We start from the raw sequence: 24,249 nt of genomic DNA on the forward strand, positions 1-24,249 counted from the left end.
GCGGTAATCTTTCTCTATTTAGAATCCTCCATACGTATTCATGAACTGTTCAAATGTCTGCAGATTTTTGTCTTTATCTGCCAAAATTACATTTCCTAATCCACCCACTTTTTCCAATGGCCACTCTACAGCAATGTCCGGATCATTCCACATAATGCCATCGTCATATTCGCCGTAAAACTTTTCTCCACATTTGTAGCTTACGATCGACTTTTCCAACACAAGGTATCCATGTGCGCATCCTGCCGGTACCAGTATCTCATTATGCTGCTCCCCGATCAGATCAAAGCCAAGCCATTTTTTAAATGTGGGGCTATCCTTTCTAAGGTCAACAACCACGTCATAAACGTGACCATATATGCAGCGAACCAGCTTTGGCTGCTGTTTTTCGCGCTGAAAATGTAATGCCCGGATTACTCCCTTATGGGAGGTTGTATAAAACACCTCTGCAAGATCATGGTGTATCCCGTTTGCCTCAAATACTTCCTTGGAATAGTCCTTTGTAAAGCAGCCTCTGATATCATCTGCATTGAACGGAGTGACTTTGATAAGTCCCTTGATCTCTGTCTCTTCAAATTCAAACTTCTGGATCATTTATTTACTCTCCTCCTTCGCGATCTCAAGCCACCAGTCACGTGTCCGGCGACACCCTTCTCCAAAGCTGATCTCTGCTCTAAAACCGGTATCCTGCTCTGTCTTAGAACAGTCAAAGTCCTCTAACGGCTGATTCACGCCTGTAAACGGAATATCTCCAAATATAAAATCAAGTTCCGGAGCAATTGCAGCTTTCATTTCCAGCAAAAATTCTTTTAGCGGTTTTGCATTGGATGAACCGATCAGATATTCATTGAACGGCTTTCCATTTTCACCAATGAGCCGAAATGCTCTTGCCACATCATCAATATAGACAAAGTCATAATTCTGCGTTCCGGCTGTAAACTGAGGTGCTTCTCCCCGAATACATTTCTGGATCGTAGTATTGACCATTCTTGGACTTCTCTCGCCTACACCATATGCGTTAGTAATCATTGCCCACACCAGATCAATACCTATATCAGCCGCCACAGACTTGCACATTGTATGTGCCACCAGTTTTCCGCTTCCATAAATATAGCCCAATCCCGGCTTATTTCCCGGATTAAATACCGCCTTGATTGTCTCAAGTTCCATAATGCTTCCGGCATTCACAAACCTTGTACATCCCAGCTTCTTTGCAAGGCGCAGACAATCTACTGTCCACTGTGCATTTTTTAACTGAAGCGCCGTATCCGCTCTGGCCGGTCCTGCCGATCCAGCCCATGCAAAATGATAAAACGTATCAAAATCCCGGTCTGCCAATCTCTCCTGCAGCTCCTCTGCATTGTCAAGCGAAAACGGGTAAAACTCAACCAGATCACTCTCAGGCAGATTATTATTGTGCCCTTCCATATCTAATGCAACTACTTTTATTCCATTTGCAATCAACTCTCTGGTAAGAGCACCACCTACAAATCCATTTGCACCTGATACAATAACCTTTGTCATGAAATGCCTCCTAAAATCTATTTCAAATAATCGGTAATCTCTTTTTCCATCTCGGCAACCAGATCACCCTTCGCCAGATAGACCTTGCTCCACTGTACACTATTTGCAACTGCATCCTGAATATGCCACTTCGGTTTCCACTGCATCACTCTCTTAATTCTGGAGCAATCCAATTTCAAAAATCCGGCCTCATGCGGTGCATTCGCTTCTGATACATCTTTCCATGTAGCCTCTGGTCCCCAATATTTGCAAAACAGATCTACCAGTTCTCCTGTGGTTACGCAATCGCAGTCATCCGGTCCAACATTGTAGCTGCCTTCATATCTGTCTTTATCCAGATATTGAAGTTCTGCCAGCTTCAAATACGTGCATACCGGCTCCAGCACATGCTGGTACGGTCTGGTTGAATACGGATTACGGACGATAATTTCCTTTCCGGCTTCCTGCGCTCTCACACAATCCGGAATAATTCTATCCTTTGCAAAATCACCTCCTCCGATTACATTACCCGCACGACACGTCGAAATTGCGACAGTTCTGTCTCCAAAGAAAGATTTCTTGTAAGAACTTGTAACCAGCTCCGAACAGGATTTTGAATTAGAGTACGGATCATATCCATCGAGGACATCATTCTCGCGATATCCCCACTCCCATTCATTATTTTTATATACCTTGTCCGTTGTAACGTTGACAAATGACTTTACACATTCATGTAAGCGGACTGCCTCCATAATATTTACAGTTCCCATAACATTTGCTTCATACGTATATACCGGATTTGCATAGCTTTCTCTTACGATCGGCTGTGCTGCCATATGGATTACGATTTCCGGCTGATATTCATCAAACACCTGATTAAGATGTGCCAGATCACGAATATCACCTATTACCGACGTCATCCCCTTCTCCATATGCGTCATATCGAACAGACTTGGCTGTGTCGGTGCTTCCAATGCATATCCGATCACATTGGCTCCCCGCATCATAAGTACCTTGCACATCCAAGTTCCTTTAAATCCCGTATGTCCTGTTACTAAAACTGTTTTTCCTTTATAAAAACTTAAATCCATCTTAGTTCTCCCATATTTTCCACGGTGCTTTATTCTGCTCCAATAACTCTTCCAGTAAATTCTTATCTCTCAGCGTATCCATGCACTGCCAGAAACCATCATGCTTATATGCCTGTAACTGCCCCTCTGCTGCCAGACGCTCCAGCGGCTCTCTTTCAAAAACAGTCTGATCCCCATCAATATAATCAATGACCTGAGGTTCAATTACCATATAGCCGCCATTAATCCATCCGCCATCTTCTTTTCTCTTTTCAGAGAAACGCTCGATCGTATTGCTTTCATCGATATCAAGTGTTCCGAAACGCCCTCCCGGCTGAATGGCTGTCATAGTCGCCAGTTTTCCACTCTTCTTGTGGAAATCATATAACTCCTTGATATTGATGTCGCAGACGCCGTCTCCATAAGTAAGCATAAATGTATCATTGCCAATATAATCGCGCACACGCTTAATTCGACCACCTGTCATTGTATTGAGTCCGGTGTCAACAATAGATACTTTCCACGGCTCCGCCACATTATTGTGTACCACCATCTCGTTCTGCGCCGTAAAGTCAAATGTAATATCCGAACGATGCAGATAGTAATTTGCAAAATACTCCTTGATAACCTGCTGCTTGTACCCTGCACAGATCACAAACTCATTGAATCCGTACGATGAGTACTCCTTCATAATATGCCAGAGAATCGGCTGTCCGCCAATTTCTATCATTGGCTTCGGCTTTAAATGTGATTCTTCTGAGATTCTTGTTCCAAACCCTCCTGCTAATAAAACAACTTTCATTATATATCTCCTTTCACTTACGACATTCTACTCACTTCTAAAGTAATCTGCAAAAACCTATACTATCTTACAATATTGGAAAAATGTATATTTGTCAAGTCACTGTCATCTTCTAGATCGTACAATTTTGTATACAATTGTTCCAATGGGCAGCATCGTATAATTCGTTCTCCGGAGCATGGTAATGCTCTTTTTCCTTGTGGCACTGTAAATCCTGGGATACCTCTTTTTCAACCCTTGATCCCAGTTTCTTAATTCTTTCTTAATTCCAGATTCACACCCCATACTGATATAAATCTGAAACTGATTTTCCACAACCTGTGCAATACAGCGCTCAATATATCTCATACTTCCGTCAGACAGTCCATGCAGTCCCGCATAAAACTTCAACAGGCTGTCCAAAACCTTCTGATGCTGCATACGATTCTTCTGCATACTTCGGATATCCATACTCTGTCCATTTCTGCCAAGTCGATACATGTACAGGAACTTTGGATAAAAATAAACTGTTCTTGCAAACGGAATCGGGTAAGTAATATATTCACAGTCCACATAATAACAATGCTCGTCAATCTGGATGTGATTCTGTTTCAATATCGCCGACCGGATGGTCAGTGCATGCATTTTTATCACATCCACCACCTCACCCTTTGTAAGATCCACAATGTGTCCATACTGCTCTCTGCAAGGCGTACAATGCTTCTCCTGCAGGACGGTGTCCGTCTCATCCTGAATACACAAAAAACCCGCCGCCACAATATCTGTATCTGTCTCCTCCAACAGCTTCACAAACGCTTCCAGCTCTTCTGTATTCAGCCAGTCGTCCCCGTCCACCACTTTAAAATATTTTCCTGTGGCATAACGAATTCCATAATTGATACCTGATCCATGACCACCGTTTTCCTTATTATAAAGAAAATATGTCTCTGGATACTTTTCACAATACCGCTGTGCAATCTCTGCCGTATGATCCTTGGAACCATCGTTGATTACCAATACTTCTATTCTGTCTAAAATCGCTTGTATTTCAAAAGAAGCCAGACACTTTTCCAAATATTTTTCGACATTATATGCCGGAATGACAATACTTAATATCTTCTCCATAACCCTCACTCTTATTTCCGAAGTATTTTCTGATATACAAACTTCCGCATTCGTTCCGGCTGCAATGTCATCCCCATCGTAAGAATCAACGCGACGACATATTCCCTTCCATTCAGCCAGTGCATCTGCTTCTGGCTCTTTCGGAATGCCGCATACCGGCGGAAATACCTAAAACCGCCACGCCGGTCATACACGCCATCGTTGTTGCGCATGCAAACCAGCACCTCCGGAAGATTATAAAACTCCATTCCCTGTACCATCATGCGCGTCCAGAGATCATAATCCTCGAGTAGCGGAACGTGACGATAATTTCCTGCCCGAAGCACTGCGCTCTTGCGAAACATGACAGTCATATGATTCACCGGATTGCGGTACTTTCCATACTTTCTTATCTCGTCATTGTGCTGCGGCATCTGCTTCTGCCTGTGATAAGTACCTGTATCATTGAACTCCTGCATCCAGCCGCCGCAGGCCATCACAGATGGGTGTGCTTCCATATAGACATACTGATGCAGGAATCGATCCGGCATGGCAAGATCATCCGTATCCATTCTTGCGATCAATTCATTTGTGCACATTTCCACGCCCTTTGCAAGTGCGCGTCCAAGCTGTACATTTTCTCTGAGTGGACAAACCCTGAGCGCGGGATACCGTTTTTCAAGCGTTGCGATCATCTGATAGAGTTCCTCCGTCAGCGGTCCGTCCTCCATCAACACCACTTCATCCGGGACAAGCGACTGCGCAAATACACTTTTCACTGCCTCACGCAAATATTCCGGTCTTTCCTTTTTATATACTGACATTAATACTGAAAACGCCATATTCCCTGCTCCCTGTTCCAGCTTATCCTTTTAAGGCCGTCTTCTGTGTCTCATCCACGCCTTCTGTATTCTCTTTCTGAAACAGAATCTTAAACGTCAACAGCATGATCTTAACATCGAGCCACAGAGAATAATTTTCAATATAAGTGATATCGAATTTTAATTTATCGTACGGTGTCGTATTATACTTTCCATATACCTGCGCGTATCCGGTCAGTCCCGCTTTCACCTTGGTGCGCAACACAAACTCCGGAATCTCCTCAGCATACTGATCCGCGATCACTTGACGCTCCGGTCTTGGTCCCACCATCGACATATCGCCCTTTAAGATATTAAACAGCTGCGGCAGCTCATCAAAATGGATGTTGCGGATCACCCTTCCCACCGGGGTCACACGCTTATCTCCCTTTGCCGCAAGTCTGGCGCCGCTCTTCTCGGAATCCATACTCATGCTGCGGAACTTATAGATCATAAACGGTCTCCCATCACGGGTCAGCCGTTCCTGCTTATACAGAACTGGACCGCCATCATACAGCTTAACCGCCAACGCAATGATTAACATGAACGGCGATGCGATCACAATACCGATCAGTGACAGCACAATATCACAGGTCCTCTTGATGATGCGCTGATCAATCGACAATCCCTGATTGCGCGATAACAGCAGCGGCGTGTCAAACAGATGGATGTCGTCCGCCCCGCGGAAAATGATGTCTGAGATCTTCGGTGTCACATATGTCCGGATCGACTCCTGGTAACAGAACTTCATGATCTGGTTTCTCGCCTGTGCCGGCAGATCGCAGAGCACCACCGCATTGTATTTGCGGATCATCGGGTAAAGCTTCTCATGACCGATCTCGTAGCTGACCGATCCGCAGATATTGTACTTGTCGCGGCGCGTATTGATCTTCAAGATCAGCTCGTCCGGCGCATAATGCCCATAGATCACGAGCATCTGCCGCGGCGGATACAGCTTAGTATAAAGTTTTCTTATGATGTAAATCCACGGCAGAATGAAGCCTGTCTCAACTGCCATGACAACAAGCATAGGTGCCGGCTCTACATAATCACGGCAGATCAGGCAGAGTTCCAGATATCCGACGATCCCGCTCAGTAAAATGGATAAAATATGAGACAATGCAATATCCGTCATCCGCATATAGCCGATATTGTACCCACCAAATACCTTCGTAAAAAAGAAGATTACCAGCACATACAGTCCGACAACCGCCCAGTTTCCACGGCGCCAGAAGCCAAACTGCTCCTCGTAAACAATGTACCAGATGTAGCCAAAACACAAGCCTTCCACCAGAAGTGTGATAAGGTTTGCGCCATAATTCAGTAAATGCTTATATTGTTCCTTCAGATTCATTCCATTATTTCCTTTTTCATTGATGAGTAACATCTGTTATTTGTTTCTGTGCACTGACTGCGCTGCCTTCTGCGCATCTGAAGTTCCACAGGAACTTCTAATATAAACTCGTTAAAGTTCATTATATCATAATGTCCATGCTGTCGCAACTTTGCACGTTTTACATTTGTCTCTTATCAAAAATGTAATATTCCTCTGTCTCATCCACACGTTCATACCCAAGTGTTTCCAATGCAGTACATTGCACCTGGTGTTTTGCAAGTACAATCGTATTCACTCCTATTTCTGCAGAACGTATACCAATGTAATATAGCTCATCATAGGAAAAATATCCTGCTGCTGTGCTGTATAGCATATCATATAAATCCTGAACCTCAGGATTTATATTTTCCCGTCCAAAAACAAGCCTTATATTCGCATCATACTGTCTTATATTTGTGCTTACATAAACTGTTGCCAGCGCATATGGTGCATCCTCATATGTCTCGATCTTATCTGCAATCTCGATAATCTCCGAATCTATTTTATAATAATTAGAAGGAGCTATATACTTTTTCAGAACCGGTCCACCTGTTCCCCAGAGTATCACTACAATCGCCGCAATCATAATTGCTCTCACCCACAATTTGCGTTTATCCAACAGCTGTGCACCCACATATGCAATTCCAATAGTAAATGGGAAAAGCCAGAATATTCTGACATAACGTCCTGTAACCGCTCCTTTTAACGAACAGACCAGATAAATCACAACAGGGTTTAAAAATAAAATCAGAATAATCCCACAGACGAACAATAAATGCGTCACCTCTTTTTTTCTATACCGTGTCAGTAACAATAGAATAACGGCACACACCAATATTATATATCCAACATTTTGAAAATACATTTCAAAAATTTCTGCCATGTATGCGATTCCCTGCTGTATCATACTCATCACCTTCTCTAAAGCACATATAATAAAATTACTTCTGCAATCGCCAGTACTATGCATGGCAATGTGCATAAGATCAGTCTGCCTACCACGCTCCATCTTCGCTCACTGATCAAATATTCCAGTCCAAACGCTCCCATTAAAACAGGACAGAGAAAAAGAGCCATGGAGGATGTAAGACATGCTGCTAAAATTGTCACAAATAATTCTACATAAACATATGTGTTTTCCCCTTCTTTGCGCAATCTGATCAATAGATACCACAACATAGGAATCAAAATCGCCGCCAGTGCTCCTTTTCCCTGCCATACACGTTGAAGCAAGAACACGGCGCTTGTACGATCCGAATATGCGCCAAAAAGATTTGCCAGAACTACAATCAGCAGGAAAATAATTCTTTTTCTTTCGGTAAGGAAAATTTTTTTCGCTAACAATCTATATACAACATATGACCATGCGATATTTACAGCCGGAAGAATACTTCTCATCAAGATTGCCGGATGAATTTTTAACACTTTTGACCACATAGCCCAAAAAATCGGATAGGGTGACAGGACATAGTTTGCCATGGTCTTTAATTTTACAGGTGTCCCCAGATAAGGATGATATACTGATATGGTATCCGTCTGAAAAGAAGTCATCGCCATCCCCACATAGTATGCATCATCGGCATCACTCTGTAGTCCCAGACATACAAACAAAATCTGGTACAGAATCCCCACTAACACTATCAGAAGCAACGCCATCTCTTTTTTAGAAAAAGAAGGAATCTTCCCTACAGAAAACACTTTTTTTTTCGTTCTGTTCCCAATCAGCCCCACTATCATGATTGCCGCGGACAAAATCGCAAAATAGAACACTGTAACGTTTTTCAATGTCATTTTTGTAAAGGTGCCAGCTAGAACTACAATTTCAAATATCGCATGCATCAGCACCATACCAAAATTCCATTTTTCAAGCACATCTATGTCGCCTGTTTTGCGATCTAATAATATACATCCGCATCCAACAAAGTATGGTATAAAAGTCATTGCCAGAATAAATATAATACTTTGAATCATTTTTCACCTATTCTCCACACCGGCCAAACATCTTTATTTTAAAATGTTTTCCAGTGCCCTCACCATTCTCTCATTCTCCACACGGTTTCTGATCGCGATCCGAAGGAACTGTCTATCGCCACACTTTATCTTTCCGGTAAGATCCTTTAACAGGATCTGTTCATGGACTAACAGCTCACGCACCACATCGCCGGAACGTCTGCCATCCAGAAGCTCGACCATGAAATAATTTGCCTGGGTCGGATACACCCGCATATGCGCAATCTGTTCCAGTTCGCCAGCCAGCCAGGCACGTTCCTCTCTGAACTTCTCCATGGCCGCCACATAATCTTTTTTATATTTCTCCGCAATCTGCATGTAATACTCGGCAAAAGAATTGATGTTCCAGATCACTGCCCGTTTTTTCAGATCCGCGATCAGCGTCTCATTTCCGGAAGCAAGTACACCCAGACGCAGTCCCGGTACACCGTAGGACTTTGAAATACTCTTTACCACGATAAGCTTTGGATACTGTTCCAGCAGTTCCTCTGTGAGCATCTGATTATCCGGTTCATCCGCAAAATCTGAAAAAGATTCATCCCAGATCAGCGTGATCTGCTCCCTGTCACACCACGTCAGTAGTTTCATCTGCTCCCCGTGATCCAGATAATTTCCGGTCGGATTATCCGGGTTGATCATGACCAGACAGGAGATCGGGTGTGCCGTAAAGTAAGCGATCACATCCTCCGCCGTATAGGAAAAATCTTCCGTCTGCGGCACAAAGATAACCGACCTCTCCGTAGGAAAACGATTTGGATATTCCTCAAAAGTCGGACGGATAAATCCGCAGTTTCCTCCGATCTGCTCCATTACCTCTTTGATCAGCTCTGCCGCACCGTTGCCCACCACGATGTGTTCCGGACGGACAGCAAAATTTTTTGCCGCCAACAGCGCATTCACACGCATGCCGGATGGATACTGGGTCAGAAGTACATCAAAATTCGCCTGCAGTTCATCTTTCAGTTTCTGTGGCGGAAAATACGGGTTAACCAGATAGCAGAAATCCAGAAGTTTCGGATATCTCCAGTAGCCGCCATACCTTGCCCCCAGCAAAGAGACACGCTCATCTTCACTCTCTGCAAACAATGTCGTTGCAATATCCAGATCCTGCACATCATCAATCTCATACCACCGTTCTCCATGCAGCCGCTTTGCTTTTATGACCGGCTCATCCAGAATCGAGATCACACTCAAAACCTGTTCATAATATTCATTATTTCCCAATGCCTTCTGGTATGCTTCGAGGAATGGCACATAACGGTTTCTTGCAAATTCCCTGCTAAACTTATACAGATTGACTGTCTTATAGTAGGAGTCCTGTTCGCTGAATTTAAATTTCTTTCCAGGCACAAATTCTATAATGCGATCTTCTTCATCCAGTTTCACGACCGTACCATCCATCCAGCGTTCATACTTATCCACCAGTGCCAGCGTGTCTCTTGGATCATCGACCAGCGCACGCAGAACGGCTTCCTCAAAAATAATATCCGATTCCAGAAGCAGAGTATCTTCTTTTAGCAGATACTCTTTTGCAAGAGCCAGAGAATAGATATTGTTCGTCTTATCATAGATCTCATTGTTGATATACACGACCGGTGTCTGAACCGCAAGTGTACCGATATAATCGATCAGTTTCTGCCCTTCATAGCCCACCACGATCACGATCTTAGAAAGTCCTAACCGGTCCAGCTGTCCGAGAGCCCGCTCGATCAGAGAAATCCCGTCCACTTTGACCATACATTTTGTATTATCCTGTGTCAGCTCCTTGAGCCGCTTTCCCATTCCTGCTGCTAAAATAATTGCCTGCATCCTTCTCCTCCTTACGCTTCTACGCGGTACGCGGTATAGTTATGCTGCGGTTTTTGTGCTTCCTTCGGTGGAAGCTGCATATAATCCCCATATGATGTCGTAAGCATACGGTCATACTCCTTTGGTACCATGACCTGCATATCGCAGAACGGCAGTCTGGTTACCTCTTCAAAATACTCTTTTTCAAACAGTTCCGGTTCCCACACAATACATCCGGCATACCGGCTGTCCTCCCACCGGTATCTGTTTTTATAGGATTCCAGTTTGTTAAGGAAATAAGCCAGTCCCCTTTTTTTTGCATAGCGGTAAAGCAGATATCGATCCAGGCAACGATAACTTTTTCCCGGCTTTTCAAACCGAATCCGCGAAGCATAGTAACTACCCGCAATCAACTGCTGTCTGTAGTGCATTACTCGCTCCCATTCTTTTTCGTCGCTTCCCATCGGATCGATTGGATAGATATCCACGAAAACGCCCATTCCGCACGAGATCTCATTATCCACTTCGATCGGGTATTCTACATTGCACACCCGGGTAATCATATGTGGATAACCAGCATTGTTACGGTTGTTAAAAATCTTGTATGGCACAAGTTCCTGTTCGTGCTCTTCAAAGTATGCAAGAAATTTTTCATAATCTTCCCGAATCATCATCATATCCAAATCATCATCCCACGGAATAAACCCCCTGTGACGTACAACGCCAATCAGCGATCCATATGCCATAAAATACCGGATTCCGATCTCTTCCGCAATCGCATCGATTTTCTTCAATATGGCAAGTGTTACCTCATGTATTTCCTCGATTGACATTTCTATCCGCTTCATACTCTTTCTCCTGTCATTTTTTCCAAAATCGTTTTCTGATCTTCTCCGTAATCTGAAATTGTTTTTCCAGCCATAGGCATGTCCACGCCGCACATAAAAGCAGTAATCCCCACCGGATCCATCCATGTTCCATTAGAAGCAGGGAGAGTGCCCCGGCTGCCACGGCGGAAATTCCGTACAGGATCATCTTTTTCGTATCAAAAATACAAAAGCCCTGTACCCGCGTGGCAATGAAATAGTGAAATACAAAATACAGCACATAGGTCGCAAGTGTGGTGTATGCGGCTGCAACATAGCCAAAACGCGAAATAAACCACAGATTCAGCAGGATATTGATCCCCGCCGCACACGCGGTACCGATGGCAATATATTTCGTCTTTTCATGATAATACTCCACACTTGACGGCAGTGTATAAAGGAACATAAAATAGCCGCCTACGACAATCGGTATGACCGTATATTTTGCATCCCAATACGCCTTTGCACCAAGCAGCATCACAAGTTCCGGCGTGCCGAGCATAACCATTACAGAAAACAATAGCATTCCAAATGCGTATTTGCTGCTCTGTCTTCGGATCTCCTCATACTTTTTCTGCTGCATCTGCTCGTAAAACCACGGTCCCCAGACATTGTCCAGCGAATTTGCCGTGACATTGATGATTGAAAAAATATTGTACCCAAAACTGTAGATTCCTGCCTCTGCACTTCCGATCATACTCTTTATCATGATCCGATCAAATTGGGATAAGATCACCTGTGAAATGCCATGTGGGATCAACGGTAGACTGTATGTTACTGCATAAGTGACCTGCTCCCGGTTCCATTTGGGTCTTCTTTTTTTCCAGAAATACCAGATCAGCACAACCGCGATCACCATCACTGGCAATGCATTTCCGATGATACGTCCGGTTGCACGGTCATCCTTGAAAAATCCCAGAATCAGGATCACGGACATTCCCAGGTTCCCCAGTGCATTGAATGCGGAGATCTTTAAAAACGAATCATAACGGTAATCCAGCCCGACATACACATTAAAAAACTGGATCAGTGCCGTACCAAAACTGTCAAACAGCAGCAGATTGATGATGAATCTGGAAAAACCGGTCAGTCCCGCATACAGAGGATATGTGAGATTGGCAAGAAAAAGCCAGACAGCCAGACTGACCAGCATCACCAGAATACAGTTGGAGTTATACCGGTCAAATTCTTCTTTGTACCGGTATTTCGCATTTTTCAAACTGGTATGCAGTGCAATCCCCACCAGCAGGAACATAATGCCCTGATAAGCGAGATACGTATTAAAAATACCATAATCCGAGGTATCAAGAAGACGCGAGAACAGAGGAACTGTTAGAAAGCTCAGTCCCTTCAGCAGATAATTTCCGATTGTATAGCCGATGCCGGCCTTGATTACCTTGTTCTCCTCACTCATAGCTGTCCTATTTCGATTCTTTCATCAGACCGAGAAACGCCCGGTACGATTTGGTGATCTGTGTATAGTAAAAAATCTTGGCATCGCATACATCGCTGTACAGCTTCCTTGTCGTCACAGCCTCTTTATGAATGCAGGTGACCTCCGGCGAATACAGCATCCGCAGTCCGCTCTTTGCCGCCAGATAGTAGAGAATCTCCTCCTCCGCATACAAAAAGGTGCCTTCCCAGAAGCCATCATACACTTTGAAGAAATCTCTTGAAAACACAAGGCAGCATCCGTGGAGCAGCACTCCCTCGCGCTCCTCGCCGACTCTGCTGTCCGCCGCTACCGCCTCGCCGTCCACCTCGCGGGTCGCTCCGGTGCCACGCGACAGATCGCCTCCGTTCTTCTTCCCCAAGAACAGCTTGGACATCCGGTAGCTCATCGCCCGGATCCAGGATGATAAGATCTGCTTTCGCATATAGTTCAAGGTATAGCTGCGCTTCTCCGCCACCGGGTTAAAGTGCTGCGTGCGGGTCGCGTCCACAACATCCGCGCCCAGTATCGCATACGGCTTTCTGTCGTAGATCTCAAACAGGCGCTCACAAAAATCCGGCTGTTCAAACAGGATGTCACTGTTTGCAGCGACGATCAGATCCGGATCATAGTGCTCTCTCGCATAGCGGATGCCGAGATTGTTCCCTCTGGCAAATCCGAGATTCTCTCCCGACGCGATCACGCGCACCCGTTTTTCATCGATAAAATGTTCCGCAAGCCACTCCTCGCTCCCGTTTCCGGAACCGTTGTCCACGATGACAATATGCATGTTTTTCCAGGTCTGCGTCGAAAGGATCGACTCTGCACATGCGGCGGCTTCCTCGTATGTTTTGTAATTTAAGATGACATAGCAAATCGTTCTCATCGGCACTGTCTCCCTGAATTCTTATGCGCCCGAGTATCTGGTCTTCGTGCCAAGGATAATGCGGACATACGGGGTGATGGAACGCACGATTGCCGTTCCGAGTCCAAAATACTTGTGCAGGAAATGGAACCAGTCCCGAAACGGCAGTCCCTTTCTGCTCTCCTTGAGCTTAATGCGCTGCATCTTTGGCAGCGACTCGTCCTGCCAGGTTCCCTTCAGGCTGCCGTCGTTGCACTGCCCGATGAACTTCGGGAAAATACGGATCTCATATCCCATCCGGCTGATGGCGAGTCCGTAATCAAAATCACCGATACTGTGCTGATAAAACGGGTCAATCGACACTTTCATGAAAATGTCATGCGGAATGATCGCGCAGTTCGCGTTAAACGTGTCAAAACAGATGTCCTGCGCCTCCGGGCCGTATTTTTTGTACTTGATGCCCTTGACGTACTTGATGCCGCCGTAGCTCATCCTGCCGTCATCCCCGCACATCGCCCCGACCATGACCTTATCCGGTGCAAACAACGGGAGCATCTCGTCGAAAATGCCCGGCACAAACTTCGTGTCGTCGTTCATCAGCATATAATACTCGTAATCGGGATGCACCTTTTTGGCGTGCTCGATCGCCTCATACATGCCGCGGTTCCAGAACAGTCCGCCGTCGCCGTTGATTAAATCGATCTCATACGGCATCGCCGCCAGCATCTCATCCGTGCCGTCCGTGCTGCCGTCATTGACAATCACATAATCAAAGGTGACATTTTTGTTCTGCCCGAGCAGCTCCATGCTCTGCTTTGTGAGTTCTCTCCGGTTGTAACAGGTAAAAATTGCCAATACTCTCATAAGCTCTGTCTCCAACATTTTCTTCTTTATCTCTATGCCTGACCAATATAGTTTTTCCGGAATACGGCATGGTAGATCCTCTTTACCCGGCTCGGCTCTGAGATCTTTATCAGTTCTTTTTTGAGCCGCTTACGGATCTGTGGCATCTCTGCAATCACATCCGGGAACTGTGTGATGACCCGATCCGTCTTTAAGGCATGCACTGCTGTCGGAGCCTCCCCGCCACAGTGTACGCCACTGCCGTCCCAGCCGTCATTCCCGACCAATGATTTTGTCGGAGCAAGGATCAGTCCGTCCAGTAAAAAAGTGCTGTAATACCAGCGGATCGCCCAGGAATTGGTCTTCTCATCCTGCTTCTGCATCTTTAAAAGTTGATAAAAATTATAGGTATTATCATAATTAAACCGTCTTCGGTATGCCGTATCTGTCTTTAACTTCTCCCAGCCAAGTGCCTCCGCATCAAAGTAACTCCACCTGTCTGCCCAGGTCGCCCATGACCAGCTCGTCCCTGTCAGACCGCAGAGATAGGATTCGCTGTCATAGTCTGTTCTATCATCCAAAAAGGAAAACCCGGTGACTCCGGTCACCTGTTTTTCCTTCTCATAACGATCCAGTCCATCGTTCATAAAACGCAGGAAATAACGGTTTGTCACAAGGTCATCCTCCAGGACGATCACCCTGCCATAGCGGTTGACGATCTCCGTCACACCCTCTATCACGTTTCGGGCAAGCCCGTAGTTCTCTTTCCGCACAATCAACGATACATTTGCAAATCCCTGCACCGTACCGACATACTCCCGGATCTCCTGTACTTTTGCTGCATCTGCCTCCTTTTTCGCCGCATCGGAAAATACAAACAGTTCTGTCTTCTCCGCCAGCTCATTGGCAGCCAGTGCTTCGATCGTATGTTTCGTATGCTCCGGCCGGTTATAAGTAAACAACACGACCGGCGCCATCATTCTCTCACTCATATCCACCGCTCCTAATCCTGCGCCTTCGCCCAGTCCACATAAGCCGCAATTCCATCGGAAAGTTCCATCTGCTTCTCATATCCAAGCTTTCTTAACAGGGAAATATCTGCTCTCCAGTTTCTCGGATCACCTTCTTTTACTGCCCCATTAAAAGATACGATATTTTGGGGCGCGCCCAGCTTTTCTGCATAAATCTCTGCCAGTTCCCGGATCGATACTTCTTCGCCGTTCGCCACATTGATGACCGCCTCCGGTCCATCGTAAGATAAGATCAGATCAATTGCACGCATGATATCCGAGACATGAATAAAATCTCTCGTCTCCTCCCCCGTTCCAAACAGTTCAATTCTCCCAGTATTCTGATACTTCTGATATATGTCCCACAACAGCTGCTTGCGCAGTCCGTTTCCATAAGCAGAAAAAATACGGATACTGCGGATGTGATAACCATGAATGCGGTTATAATACTCACACAATTCCTCTCCCATATGCTTGTGCAGTCCATACGGTGACATCGGTGCAGCTACATCGGACTCCCTCACCGGAAGCTGTCTGGGATTGCCATACACACCGGCACTGGAAAGGAATATAATCTCCGGTCTCTTCTCAAAAGATTTCAAGGCAAGCAGCAGCTGATAAAGGCTGTGCAGATTTCCATCCAGATCTGCCATTGGATTGACAACCGAAGCTCCCACATTGGCACTTCCCGCGCAGTGCAGGATCACATCCGGCTGCACACCGGTAAAAATCGCCGCCATCTCTGCAGATTCCTGTGACATATTGCACTGATAATAGGTCATGGTATCGTCCGGTTCTCTCTCTCCACTGTAATTTGCTGCAAGATCCAGTCCCGTAATCTCATATTCTTTTTCAAAATATTCCTTTGCGTGTCTCCCAATAAATCCGTTGACACCGGTTATCACCATTTTTTTCATCGTTATCTCCATTCCGGGGATTTCATGCCGGTCAGCCCTTTGGTCTACACAAAGATATTTTCCAGTCCCCTTGCGTATGCTTCCGCTTCACGGTACATGTTTGCAATTCCCTTCTCCATGTCACCTGCAAAATATGCAGTATGCTCCGGCATGTCTGCCTTTTCTGCCGTCTCGACAAGAAGCTGTGCCAGTGCCTTCGGGTCGTGCGGATCAAACAAAACGCACTTTTCATTTTTCTGCTCCCTGTGCACCGGAATATCCGACAGCAGCACTGCCTTATCCAGTACCTTGGCATCTTCCAGTACCGTTCCCCATCCCTCACATAAAGATGGCTGCACGATAAAGGCAGCATTTTTCATAATGCAAAGCTGCTCCGTGCGCTCCACAAAACCAAGCAGTTTGATACTGCCTGCCACCGGCTGTGCCTCCATGATCTTCTTTAATTCATCGATATATTCCGGGTTGCGGTAATCCTTAAGATTTCCCGTAAATACAAAATCATAATCTGCCAGAAGCCCCTGCTTTTTTAACAGTTCAATCGCTTTTACCGCCACCACATGATTTTTGTGTTTCCAGAACTGGTTCGGCAGATAGATATATTTTCTCTGCAGCCCGAATTTTTCCGCTACCTCGTGCTCCAGCTTTGGCGTGATGGCACGCAGTTCCGGCTCAATGTAGGAAACAAAATGTATGACCTGCACCTTACACTGATGTTCCGGATAAAACCGCTCCAGATCATTCTTTGCATCCTCACTGCTAAGCACGAGCGGATTGGAAAGTTCCGTCATTCTGCGGTCCGTGACATCTTTTCTTGCCAGCTCCTCCGGCTTAAAAAACTCCGGCAGCGTCTTATGCTGGAAATCCGGTATCCAGAAGATCCCTCTGGAAGCAAACAGACTGCCGATGCGGTTGAGTTCCAGTGCGTAGCAATACTTCACGCCGTGCAGCCAGATCAGGTTCATCTCATAAAGTGCCAGCTTCACCTTGTTCGTCCCGTCATAGATGCGCAGATCAATTCGGTTTCCAAAACAGGTAAAAATATCCGCATGTTCCGGATCAATCAGTACCACAATCCGGTATTTCTTTGTGATCTCTTCACTCTGCAGACAGCTGAATATAATATTTTTCAGATAGTACAGACCACCAATCCATCCGCGGTTACCAAGTCCGTTAAATAAAATCTTCTTCATGCTCATGCCTTTCCTGTTACATAATGCAGTGCATCAATACATCCCTTTGCCACTTCCTGGAAAGAAAATGCGTGCGCGAACTCATAGCTTTTCTGTCCCATCTCTGCAAGCCGCTTTTCATCCGCAAAAATCTGATCAATCTTCGCTGCAAAAGCAGCCGTGTCTTCCGGGTCTATAATACAGCCGTTTTCTCCTTCCTGTACCAGGTCAAACGCACCGTCCGCATATTTTGATGAGATTACAGGAAGAGACGCACACATTGCTTCCAGGATCACCAGTCCAAAGCAATCTTCTCTGGTCGGCAGGATAAATACATCTGCATTATGGTAAAGCTCCCGCAGCGGTTCTCCCTCAACATATCCCAGAAAGCGGATGCGGGATGTGATCCCAAGCTTTTTTGCCTGTTCCATCAGTGCTTCCTTCTCCTGCCCTTCACCTACGATCGTAAGGCAGATATCCTCCCTGGTCTGTGCAAGTGCCGGAAACAGCAGATCCAGTCCTTTTCTCTGAATCAGACTGCCCACATACAAAAGTTCTCTTCCACCATACTCCGTTTTCTTCTGCAGATATTTCTGAATATCCACCGTGAGATAGGAAATGAAACATTTTTTTTCATCTGCCCCATAAGCAATCTGCGCCTGTCTCGATGCCGTACTGCTCGCCACAAACGCTGCCGCACGCTTTATAATATAACTGCGGGACATACGCTGCACCTTTCCGATATTTTTTTCGGAATTTAATGTACCGTCTGTCCAGCTGATAAACGGAATCTTTTTTTTCTGACACCAGTGCACCGCTCGCAGGATCGTCGGATTATACTCCATGGCAAACACGAGATCCGGATGGATCTCCTGTAGTGTCTTTTCCACGCCGACCGGAAGAAATATATACCGGTCATCAAAACGTTTGCGGATGATGATCGTCTTTGACTTTAAAAAATGTGCATTTTTCAGTTCGGCAAGTTCCACACTCCACTTCCGGTTCTCCATTCCTGCACCGGAAAAAATAACATGAAACTCATATTCCGGATAATGCTCCTGCAAGTATGCAAAAAAATCCACACGATACGGAGATGGAATATTGGTGATAAATACAGCTTTTATCATTTTGATATATCCTCATAGATCTTTATTAGTTTCTGGTAATTATCCTCCGGGCGCAGCCTGTCGGCGTAAAAAGATCTCGCATTTTTCTTGAGCACAGACAGATCCATCGTGTCAAATTTTCTGACCTTCTCTGCCAGATCCTCCGATGAATTATAGGTAAACTTCACGCCCGTAATCCCATCCTTTACCATACCTTCCATATTCCCGACCCTGCCCGCGATTACCGGAACACCATAAGAATACGCCTCAGCAATGGTCATCGCAAACGCCTCATAACACTGCGATGTCATGATGACCGCCTTCGCCTGATAGAATTTCTCGGACATCTCCTCCTTCTGCAGATATCCAAGGAATTTAACATTGTCCATATGATGCTCCTTGACATAAGTCTGCATCTCTTCCATCATCGGTCCGTTTCCCGCCACATAGAGTTTTTTATCCGGCAGTTTTTCAAATGCTTTTACTGCAATATCAATGCCCTTTAGTGCCTCCACACGACCGGCAAACAGGAAATATTCCTCCTCTGCCTGTACTTCATTCGGCACAATCTCTTCTGCAAAGGTAAAGTTCGGCTTGATGTAGACGCGGTCTGCCTTTACAATCTCGCGTCTGGTATCCAGGGACTCCAGCAGCTTTTTCCGGTTGAACTCCGTCAAACAGATAAAATTGACTTTCCGGTATGTCCCCACAAACCGGTGAATCTGTAAGATCGCCGCACTGACAAAAGACTGCAACTTGCTGTTGCGGTAGCATTTGTGACGGATCGCGCAGTGCATTCCATGTGCCACGCACTCCTCGCAGATGACATTATCCCGGAAAAAGGAACCCGCCGGACAGAGCATACGAAAATTGTGCAGTGTCTGTACGACCGGAACCCTACAGCGGAATGCCGCATAGAACACTGACGGGCTGACCATCGTAAGCGTATTGTGCACATGTACGATGTCAATGTTGTTCTCACGGATCAGCCTTTTTACCTCACGATATGTTTTCAAGGAAAAGACTGCTGTAAACGGCAATAACAGCTTTCCAGCAATTCCCTTTTCATTCAGTTCACTGTTGGAACGGTAATAGGTGTAGACTTTGTGCCCATGCTCTTCCAGCAGACGTTTTTCATTGCGTACAACGACATCTTCTCCGCCCGGGATCTGATAAAAATTGTGTATCTGTAAAATCCGGTAATTTTTCATATCTTCCTCATTTCTCTATGCCCGCAGTGTTCTGGTCCAGAATATCCGGATACAGCAGAATTCCACACAGAAGAATGAACGGATTCATAAAACCGTTCATTACAAACTGCTCTAACACTCCATAGAGTGCAAATGCCGTGATCATAGCCAATTCTTTATAATGTCCCTCACGATAAAGGCGCATCAGTGTCTTCTGCACCAATACAAAGAAGAATACTGCAACAAGCCCGCCGCAATACAGGAATACATACATATAAGTATTATCGATCAGTCCATAATACTCTCCGTAAAAGAGTTCCTGTACCCTCGGAAACAGAGAAACACCCTGTGCCTTATAGTAGCTGCTCATAATATAGCTTCTTCCCGATACCAGATGATTTAACAGGTGCATAAACGAGTTGCCTCCGTCATAAAAAATCATCACCAGAAGGCTGAAGATGGCTCCCGCCGGAACAGAAAGCGTAAAAATTACTTTATACCTGTCCTTTGCAATCTTCTCAAAAATGATCAGTGCCCAGGTAAAGAAAAATACCGCGATTCCTGTCCGGCAGAACGTGAGTTCATAGAAGATCAGCGCCACAGCCGAAGTTCCGATGAACCACCAGAGATTTAATTTTTCATAATTATAGTATAACAAAAGCAGTATTGTCAAAAAAAACTGCCAGAAATGCCGTATTCGGTTCGTTCATGGCAAAACTGTACACCGGAATCTCCACATAATTGGTATCCGGTGTCGTCTTAAATCCGATGTCAAACACACCAAATGCCGAGCCCAGCACCAGAACAAACAGACAAAACACGCGCAGATAGACAGCAATCTGGATCATCTGCCGGAAACTACAGTTTTTCATGGCGATGATCGTCATAAACAACAACAGCCACGTATTCTGTTTGGTGATAACCGAGAGCATCAGACCGATCCCCAGCAACACCGCAATCCATGCAGTCTCACGTATGGTATACTTTGTCGTGACAACCTTGATTGCCCAGAATGTCATGGCAAAAATAAAGAAAAACTTGTAGATATCATCCCCATGATCATAGGCAAATGCCTTCATGAGGATATTGATCGCAAAATATCCATAAAAAGCTGCAATGCCGACTTTTTCCCAGTCACTTGTCCGTAAAATCGTTTTTATTTTTTCCATATTGTCTGACTGCCTTCCTCATATCCCTGCTGCTTATTCGCTGATTCTGCAATACATGGCATAGTTCTCGTCGATCACAGCGACTTTCTCATACCCATAGCCGCGCAAATCTTCCGGTATCTGATGAAATGACGTATTAAATACAATGTATCTGCAGTTCGTTTCCTTCGCAATGTCCGTAATCAGTTCCACATCCGGGTTCTCTTTCGACATCTCCTCATAGACCTGCATCTCCCGATCGCCGATGATCGAGATAAATCCGCCGGCATTCCTTCCATATAAAAGACATGCGGCCGAAGAATACTGCCTGATATCACAGAGCAGTTCATTCGGGACAATCATTGTCTCCTGCCATCCCTCCAGATGTGCCTGCACATAATCGCAGATTCCCATCACTGCATCCGGAAGTTCATAAAGATTCTCTCTCTCCGAGTAAGTCTCTGCCGATAAGACCGGGCGTCCGTTCACTGCAATACAGACACACGCCAGCACCAGTGCCACCATGCGCCATACGTTTTTCCGAAACCGGAACAGAATCCTCGTCAGAGTGTAGGCAATCACGAAAGAGCAGGGGAGCATCCAGAGTAGTCGCCAGTAGATGCCACTTAAAAACCGGGTGCCAATATACTGATAAAAAAACGGATTAAAGAAAAACAGACCGACCAGCACCGATGGCCAGAACAGCTTATTCCGTTCTTCCCTTCCAAGGAAAAAACAGCAGAGTGATGCCGCTGCAAACAATACAAAGTGAATAGCGCCCACTCTTCCCCCTATGAAGTTCAGAAATTCTCCCCAGACACCCAACATGTATGTCATCATTTTCTCTTACCTCAAATAGTACAATAGATACATTCCACACGGAACTGCTGCCAGAAAAATCATAAGTGTCTTTTTCCAGTCCCTGTGACAGCAGAAATCCACAAAACCGTAGATTCCAAGCAGAATCGGTGTCGTGATAATTCCGACTCCCGACAACAGACACGCTCCCACAGCTGCCACATAAAACAGGGGCAGCCATCTTTTCTCATAATCCGGCCTCATCACACGATAAAACAGATAGAAAAACAGCGGGATCATAAAACCGGCGCAGACTGCCTTTCCCTGCCAGATCCGAAGCAGGATCATCGATGCCAGCGTATGCGTCGATGTATATCCCCACAGGTAAATCACTGACAGCAGGATCAGAAAAACGCCTGTCTTTTCCCAGTCACCGTCAAACAGTTTCTGCCCGATCAGTGTATAGAGTGCATAGCACAGAAGGATCAGGAAAAACGGCAGATATGCATGGGAAAGTACTGCCGGAGCGATTCCTCCATCGTATGCCATCATTGCCACGAACATCGTCCACGGTGAGGTCAGATCCTTGCGCACCTCCCCGGTATCCCAGTACATAAAATCTGCCGTGATCGTATCCTCGCGGTACATGCTCCCATGTACTACCGCCGATACTTCCTCCGCAATAAACCTCGCATCATCATCATCACTGTGCTGATATCTCGCCGGGATATATGCCTGTAACAGGATCAACACCGCCGCAGCAATGCCAATTACAGCCGTCCACGCTGTCATCTTCTGCCGTTTTCCCCGGTCATCCCGTTTTCCGCTTTTCTGGATTTCCCTGCCACAGAGCAAGATCAGGGAAATCACCGAGAGCACCTCCAGCAAGATTTTCCACAGCATAACCGCTTCGTACAATGTGCGCTGCAATGCCACCATCGGAACCAGCAGCAGCTGTGCCACAGCCAGCATGGTCGTAAAGCCGAGCACCCAGGCATGCAGAAACCGGTTTACCGTTCCCTCAAGCTGTAACAAGTGTACCCAGAAACTGCCGATCAGCACCGGGACAAAAAGCAGTGCACAACTCAGATAGAGAACGTCACTACCCTTCATATACCAGAACCCCTTCAATTGTGATTTCCTGCGCATCTGCCGTATTCTTCAGGCGACACAGCATCTCATTGTCCACACCGCTTCTTGTGCATACGACAAAACTACTGTTGCAAAGCCTGGAAGCCGCATAAGCATCTGCACTTGCTCCTGCATTTGGGCTGTTAATAACAATATAATCATATTTTTCGCTCATCTCGTTTAAATAAGCGGCGAATTTTTCATGCATCACAACATCAAAATTCTTTTCCTCTGCCGTATCACGACATATAGTATCCAGATAACCATTCAATGCACTCGGTACCGGCTCTCCGCTCTCCCCAAGAATATATTGACTAATTGAATTTTTCGCATCTTTTCCCTCTGCATCGATAGCCAGATCTATAAACAGTGTTTTCTTCTGCTCATTTGCGCAGCTGAATGCAAGCTTTAAAGCAGCGTCTCTCCTCACGGTTCCAATCGGAATGCAATTAATGCGCATGCATCCGTTTGTTCTTTCTTTCATATGCTTTCGTAAGAATAAAGAAACCTTTTTGTATACTTCCTCCTCACTGACCTTTCGTGTTTTCACATCGTCAATCACCGGCACGTCCAGAATCTGGCATACCTCCTCAGCACTCTTTGGTTTTCTATATAACACAAGCCAAAAAGAGTATAATGCCACTTCTGCAATAATTCCCAATAAAAATCCGGCAACCAGTCCCTTCATCACACCACGGTTGAAATCGTCCTCAGAAATAAAGTAGTTCTCTACCTTTTTATTCTCCTGACTTGCATACGGTGCATCGATCACAGAAAAGCACTCCTGTCCGTTAAGTTCTGTTGCACTCTCTGCTGTTGCATCCACAACCGCCTGTGCAAACACAATGGCATCCTCTTCCTCTGCAATACTGAAATCTCCAGTATCAATCGGATACTGTAAATAGAGCAGCACAATATCTCCTGTCTCTTCCTGCGCCATCCGAAACAGGGCCTGATAAGTCTTATAGTCAATATCACAGCCAAGTTTTTCTTTTACCTTTTCAAAGGTACGGTTGCTTTCCGCGATACGAATGAGATTATTTGCACGCTCAGTGGAACTCTCATCACTGTACGTCTGCACATATAAGGTTGCCACAACCTGTCTGACGTTCTCATAAATATTCTGCTCCAGATACGGTTCGAGAGATTTGTACTTATATCCACCAAGGACTACTGCGCACACCACTGCACAGATCAATGCAAGCCACCATCTGCGTAGATTACATTGAATAATCTCCGCTATACTGTATTCCCTGTCTAACTGATACTTCTGGTTCATATGA

Annotated in this window: 24 protein-coding genes; all 24 read right to left on the bottom strand. The window is 45.5% G+C overall.

The annotated features are described in order from the left end of the window. Positions 1–18 precede the first annotated feature (18 nt). The 24 genes from rfbC to RHOM_RS12010 all read right to left on the bottom strand — a co-directional run bounded on the left by rfbC (position 19) and on the right by RHOM_RS12010 (position 24,245). Positions 19–594, bottom strand: coding sequence for a dTDP-4-dehydrorhamnose 3,5-epimerase (rfbC, locus tag RHOM_RS11900; protein ID WP_014080563.1), 576 nt, complete (start codon positions 592–594; stop codon positions 19–21). Beyond that, the gene (locus tag RHOM_RS11905; protein WP_014080564.1) at positions 595–1,524 is read right to left on the bottom strand and encodes an NAD-dependent epimerase/dehydratase family protein; all 930 of its coding nucleotides are present in this window, start codon (positions 1,522–1,524) and stop codon (positions 595–597) included. It lies immediately after the preceding gene. A 17-nt stretch (positions 1,525–1,541) separates the two neighbouring features. Beyond that, complete coding sequence (gene rfbG / locus RHOM_RS11910) at positions 1,542–2,594, bottom strand: CDP-glucose 4,6-dehydratase (RefSeq protein WP_014080565.1); 1,053 nt, start codon at positions 2,592–2,594, stop codon at positions 1,542–1,544. Position 2,595: 1 nt separating this feature from the next. Beyond that, positions 2,596–3,375, bottom strand: a complete 780-nt coding sequence (gene rfbF, locus RHOM_RS11915) for a glucose-1-phosphate cytidylyltransferase (RefSeq protein WP_014080566.1) — start codon at positions 3,373–3,375, stop codon at positions 2,596–2,598. Positions 3,376–3,480: 105 nt separating this feature from the next. Next, positions 3,481–4,479, bottom strand: a complete 999-nt coding sequence (locus RHOM_RS11920; RefSeq protein WP_014080567.1) for a glycosyltransferase family 2 protein — start codon at positions 4,477–4,479, stop codon at positions 3,481–3,483. Between the two features lie 11 nt (positions 4,480–4,490). Further along, on the bottom strand, positions 4,491–5,300 hold the full coding sequence (locus tag RHOM_RS11925) for a glycosyltransferase (protein WP_014080568.1): 810 nt from the start codon (positions 5,298–5,300) through the stop codon (positions 4,491–4,493). Positions 5,301–5,322: 22 nt separating this feature from the next. Beyond that, positions 5,323–6,672 (bottom strand): sugar transferase, encoded by a 1,350-nt coding sequence (locus RHOM_RS11930; protein WP_014080569.1) that lies wholly within the window; start codon positions 6,670–6,672, stop codon positions 5,323–5,325. 160 nt (positions 6,673–6,832) lie between these two features. Continuing rightward, positions 6,833–7,600 (bottom strand): hypothetical protein, encoded by a 768-nt coding sequence (locus tag RHOM_RS11935; protein WP_014080570.1) that lies wholly within the window; start codon positions 7,598–7,600, stop codon positions 6,833–6,835. A gap of 14 nt (positions 7,601–7,614) precedes the next feature. After that, positions 7,615–8,664 (bottom strand): DUF6077 domain-containing protein, encoded by a 1,050-nt coding sequence (locus RHOM_RS11940; RefSeq protein ID WP_014080571.1) that lies wholly within the window; start codon positions 8,662–8,664, stop codon positions 7,615–7,617. A 33-nt stretch (positions 8,665–8,697) separates the two neighbouring features. Next, the gene (locus RHOM_RS11945; protein WP_014080572.1) at positions 8,698–10,512 is read right to left on the bottom strand and encodes an aminotransferase class I/II-fold pyridoxal phosphate-dependent enzyme; all 1,815 of its coding nucleotides are present in this window, start codon (positions 10,510–10,512) and stop codon (positions 8,698–8,700) included. An 11-nt stretch (positions 10,513–10,523) separates the two neighbouring features. Next, positions 10,524–11,339, bottom strand: coding sequence for a LicD family protein (locus tag RHOM_RS11950; protein WP_014080573.1), 816 nt, complete (start codon positions 11,337–11,339; stop codon positions 10,524–10,526). A gap of 13 nt (positions 11,340–11,352) precedes the next feature. Next, positions 11,353–12,771, bottom strand: coding sequence for a lipopolysaccharide biosynthesis protein (locus RHOM_RS11955; protein WP_014080574.1), 1,419 nt, complete (start codon positions 12,769–12,771; stop codon positions 11,353–11,355). Positions 12,772–12,778: 7 nt separating this feature from the next. Beyond that, positions 12,779–13,675, bottom strand: coding sequence for a glycosyltransferase (locus RHOM_RS11960; protein WP_014080575.1), 897 nt, complete (start codon positions 13,673–13,675; stop codon positions 12,779–12,781). Between the two features lie 21 nt (positions 13,676–13,696). Continuing rightward, positions 13,697–14,518 carry a glycosyltransferase family 2 protein gene (locus tag RHOM_RS11965; RefSeq protein ID WP_014080576.1) on the bottom strand — a complete coding sequence of 274 codons (822 nt, stop codon included), beginning with the start codon at positions 14,516–14,518 and terminating at the stop codon, positions 13,697–13,699. A gap of 32 nt (positions 14,519–14,550) precedes the next feature. Continuing rightward, entirely contained in the window at positions 14,551–15,489 is a 939-nt protein-coding gene (locus tag RHOM_RS11970; RefSeq protein WP_014080577.1) for a glycosyltransferase, read from the bottom strand. Positions 15,490–15,500: 11 nt separating this feature from the next. Then, positions 15,501–16,424, bottom strand: a complete 924-nt coding sequence (locus RHOM_RS11975) for an NAD-dependent epimerase/dehydratase family protein (protein ID WP_014080578.1) — start codon at positions 16,422–16,424, stop codon at positions 15,501–15,503. A gap of 44 nt (positions 16,425–16,468) precedes the next feature. Further along, on the bottom strand, positions 16,469–17,614 hold the full coding sequence (locus RHOM_RS11980) for a glycosyltransferase (RefSeq protein WP_118097114.1): 1,146 nt from the start codon (positions 17,612–17,614) through the stop codon (positions 16,469–16,471). 2 nt (positions 17,615–17,616) lie between these two features. Then, positions 17,617–18,720, bottom strand: a complete 1,104-nt coding sequence (locus RHOM_RS11985) for a glycosyltransferase family 4 protein (RefSeq protein WP_014080580.1) — start codon at positions 18,718–18,720, stop codon at positions 17,617–17,619. Continuing rightward, positions 18,717–19,910 (bottom strand): glycosyltransferase family 4 protein, encoded by a 1,194-nt coding sequence (locus RHOM_RS11990; RefSeq protein ID WP_014080581.1) that lies wholly within the window; start codon positions 19,908–19,910, stop codon positions 18,717–18,719. The genes RHOM_RS11985 and RHOM_RS11990 overlap by 4 nt, the downstream gene beginning before the upstream one ends. A gap of 7 nt (positions 19,911–19,917) precedes the next feature. Then, on the bottom strand, positions 19,918–20,562 hold the full coding sequence (locus RHOM_RS18005) for a hypothetical protein (protein WP_242823133.1): 645 nt from the start codon (positions 20,560–20,562) through the stop codon (positions 19,918–19,920). Next, positions 20,534–21,058: a hypothetical protein gene (locus tag RHOM_RS18010; protein WP_014080583.1), complete on the bottom strand. Its 525-nt coding sequence runs from the start codon at positions 21,056–21,058 to the stop codon at positions 20,534–20,536. Before RHOM_RS18010 ends, RHOM_RS18005 begins: the two co-directional genes overlap by 29 nt. 33 nt (positions 21,059–21,091) lie before the next feature. Continuing rightward, positions 21,092–21,877 (bottom strand): LTA synthase family protein, encoded by a 786-nt coding sequence (locus RHOM_RS12000; protein ID WP_044024689.1) that lies wholly within the window; start codon positions 21,875–21,877, stop codon positions 21,092–21,094. 6 nt (positions 21,878–21,883) lie between these two features. Continuing rightward, positions 21,884–22,948 (bottom strand): DUF6077 domain-containing protein, encoded by a 1,065-nt coding sequence (locus RHOM_RS12005; protein WP_014080585.1) that lies wholly within the window; start codon positions 22,946–22,948, stop codon positions 21,884–21,886. Continuing rightward, positions 22,938–24,245 carry a P-loop NTPase family protein gene (locus RHOM_RS12010; RefSeq protein ID WP_014080586.1) on the bottom strand — a complete coding sequence of 436 codons (1,308 nt, stop codon included), beginning with the start codon at positions 24,243–24,245 and terminating at the stop codon, positions 22,938–22,940. Before RHOM_RS12010 ends, RHOM_RS12005 begins: the two co-directional genes overlap by 11 nt. Positions 24,246–24,249 lie beyond the last annotated feature (4 nt).

Origin of the sequence: Roseburia hominis A2-183, from assembly GCF_000225345.1 — a bacterium.
Classification (GTDB): domain Bacteria; phylum Bacillota; class Clostridia; order Lachnospirales; family Lachnospiraceae; genus Roseburia; species Roseburia hominis.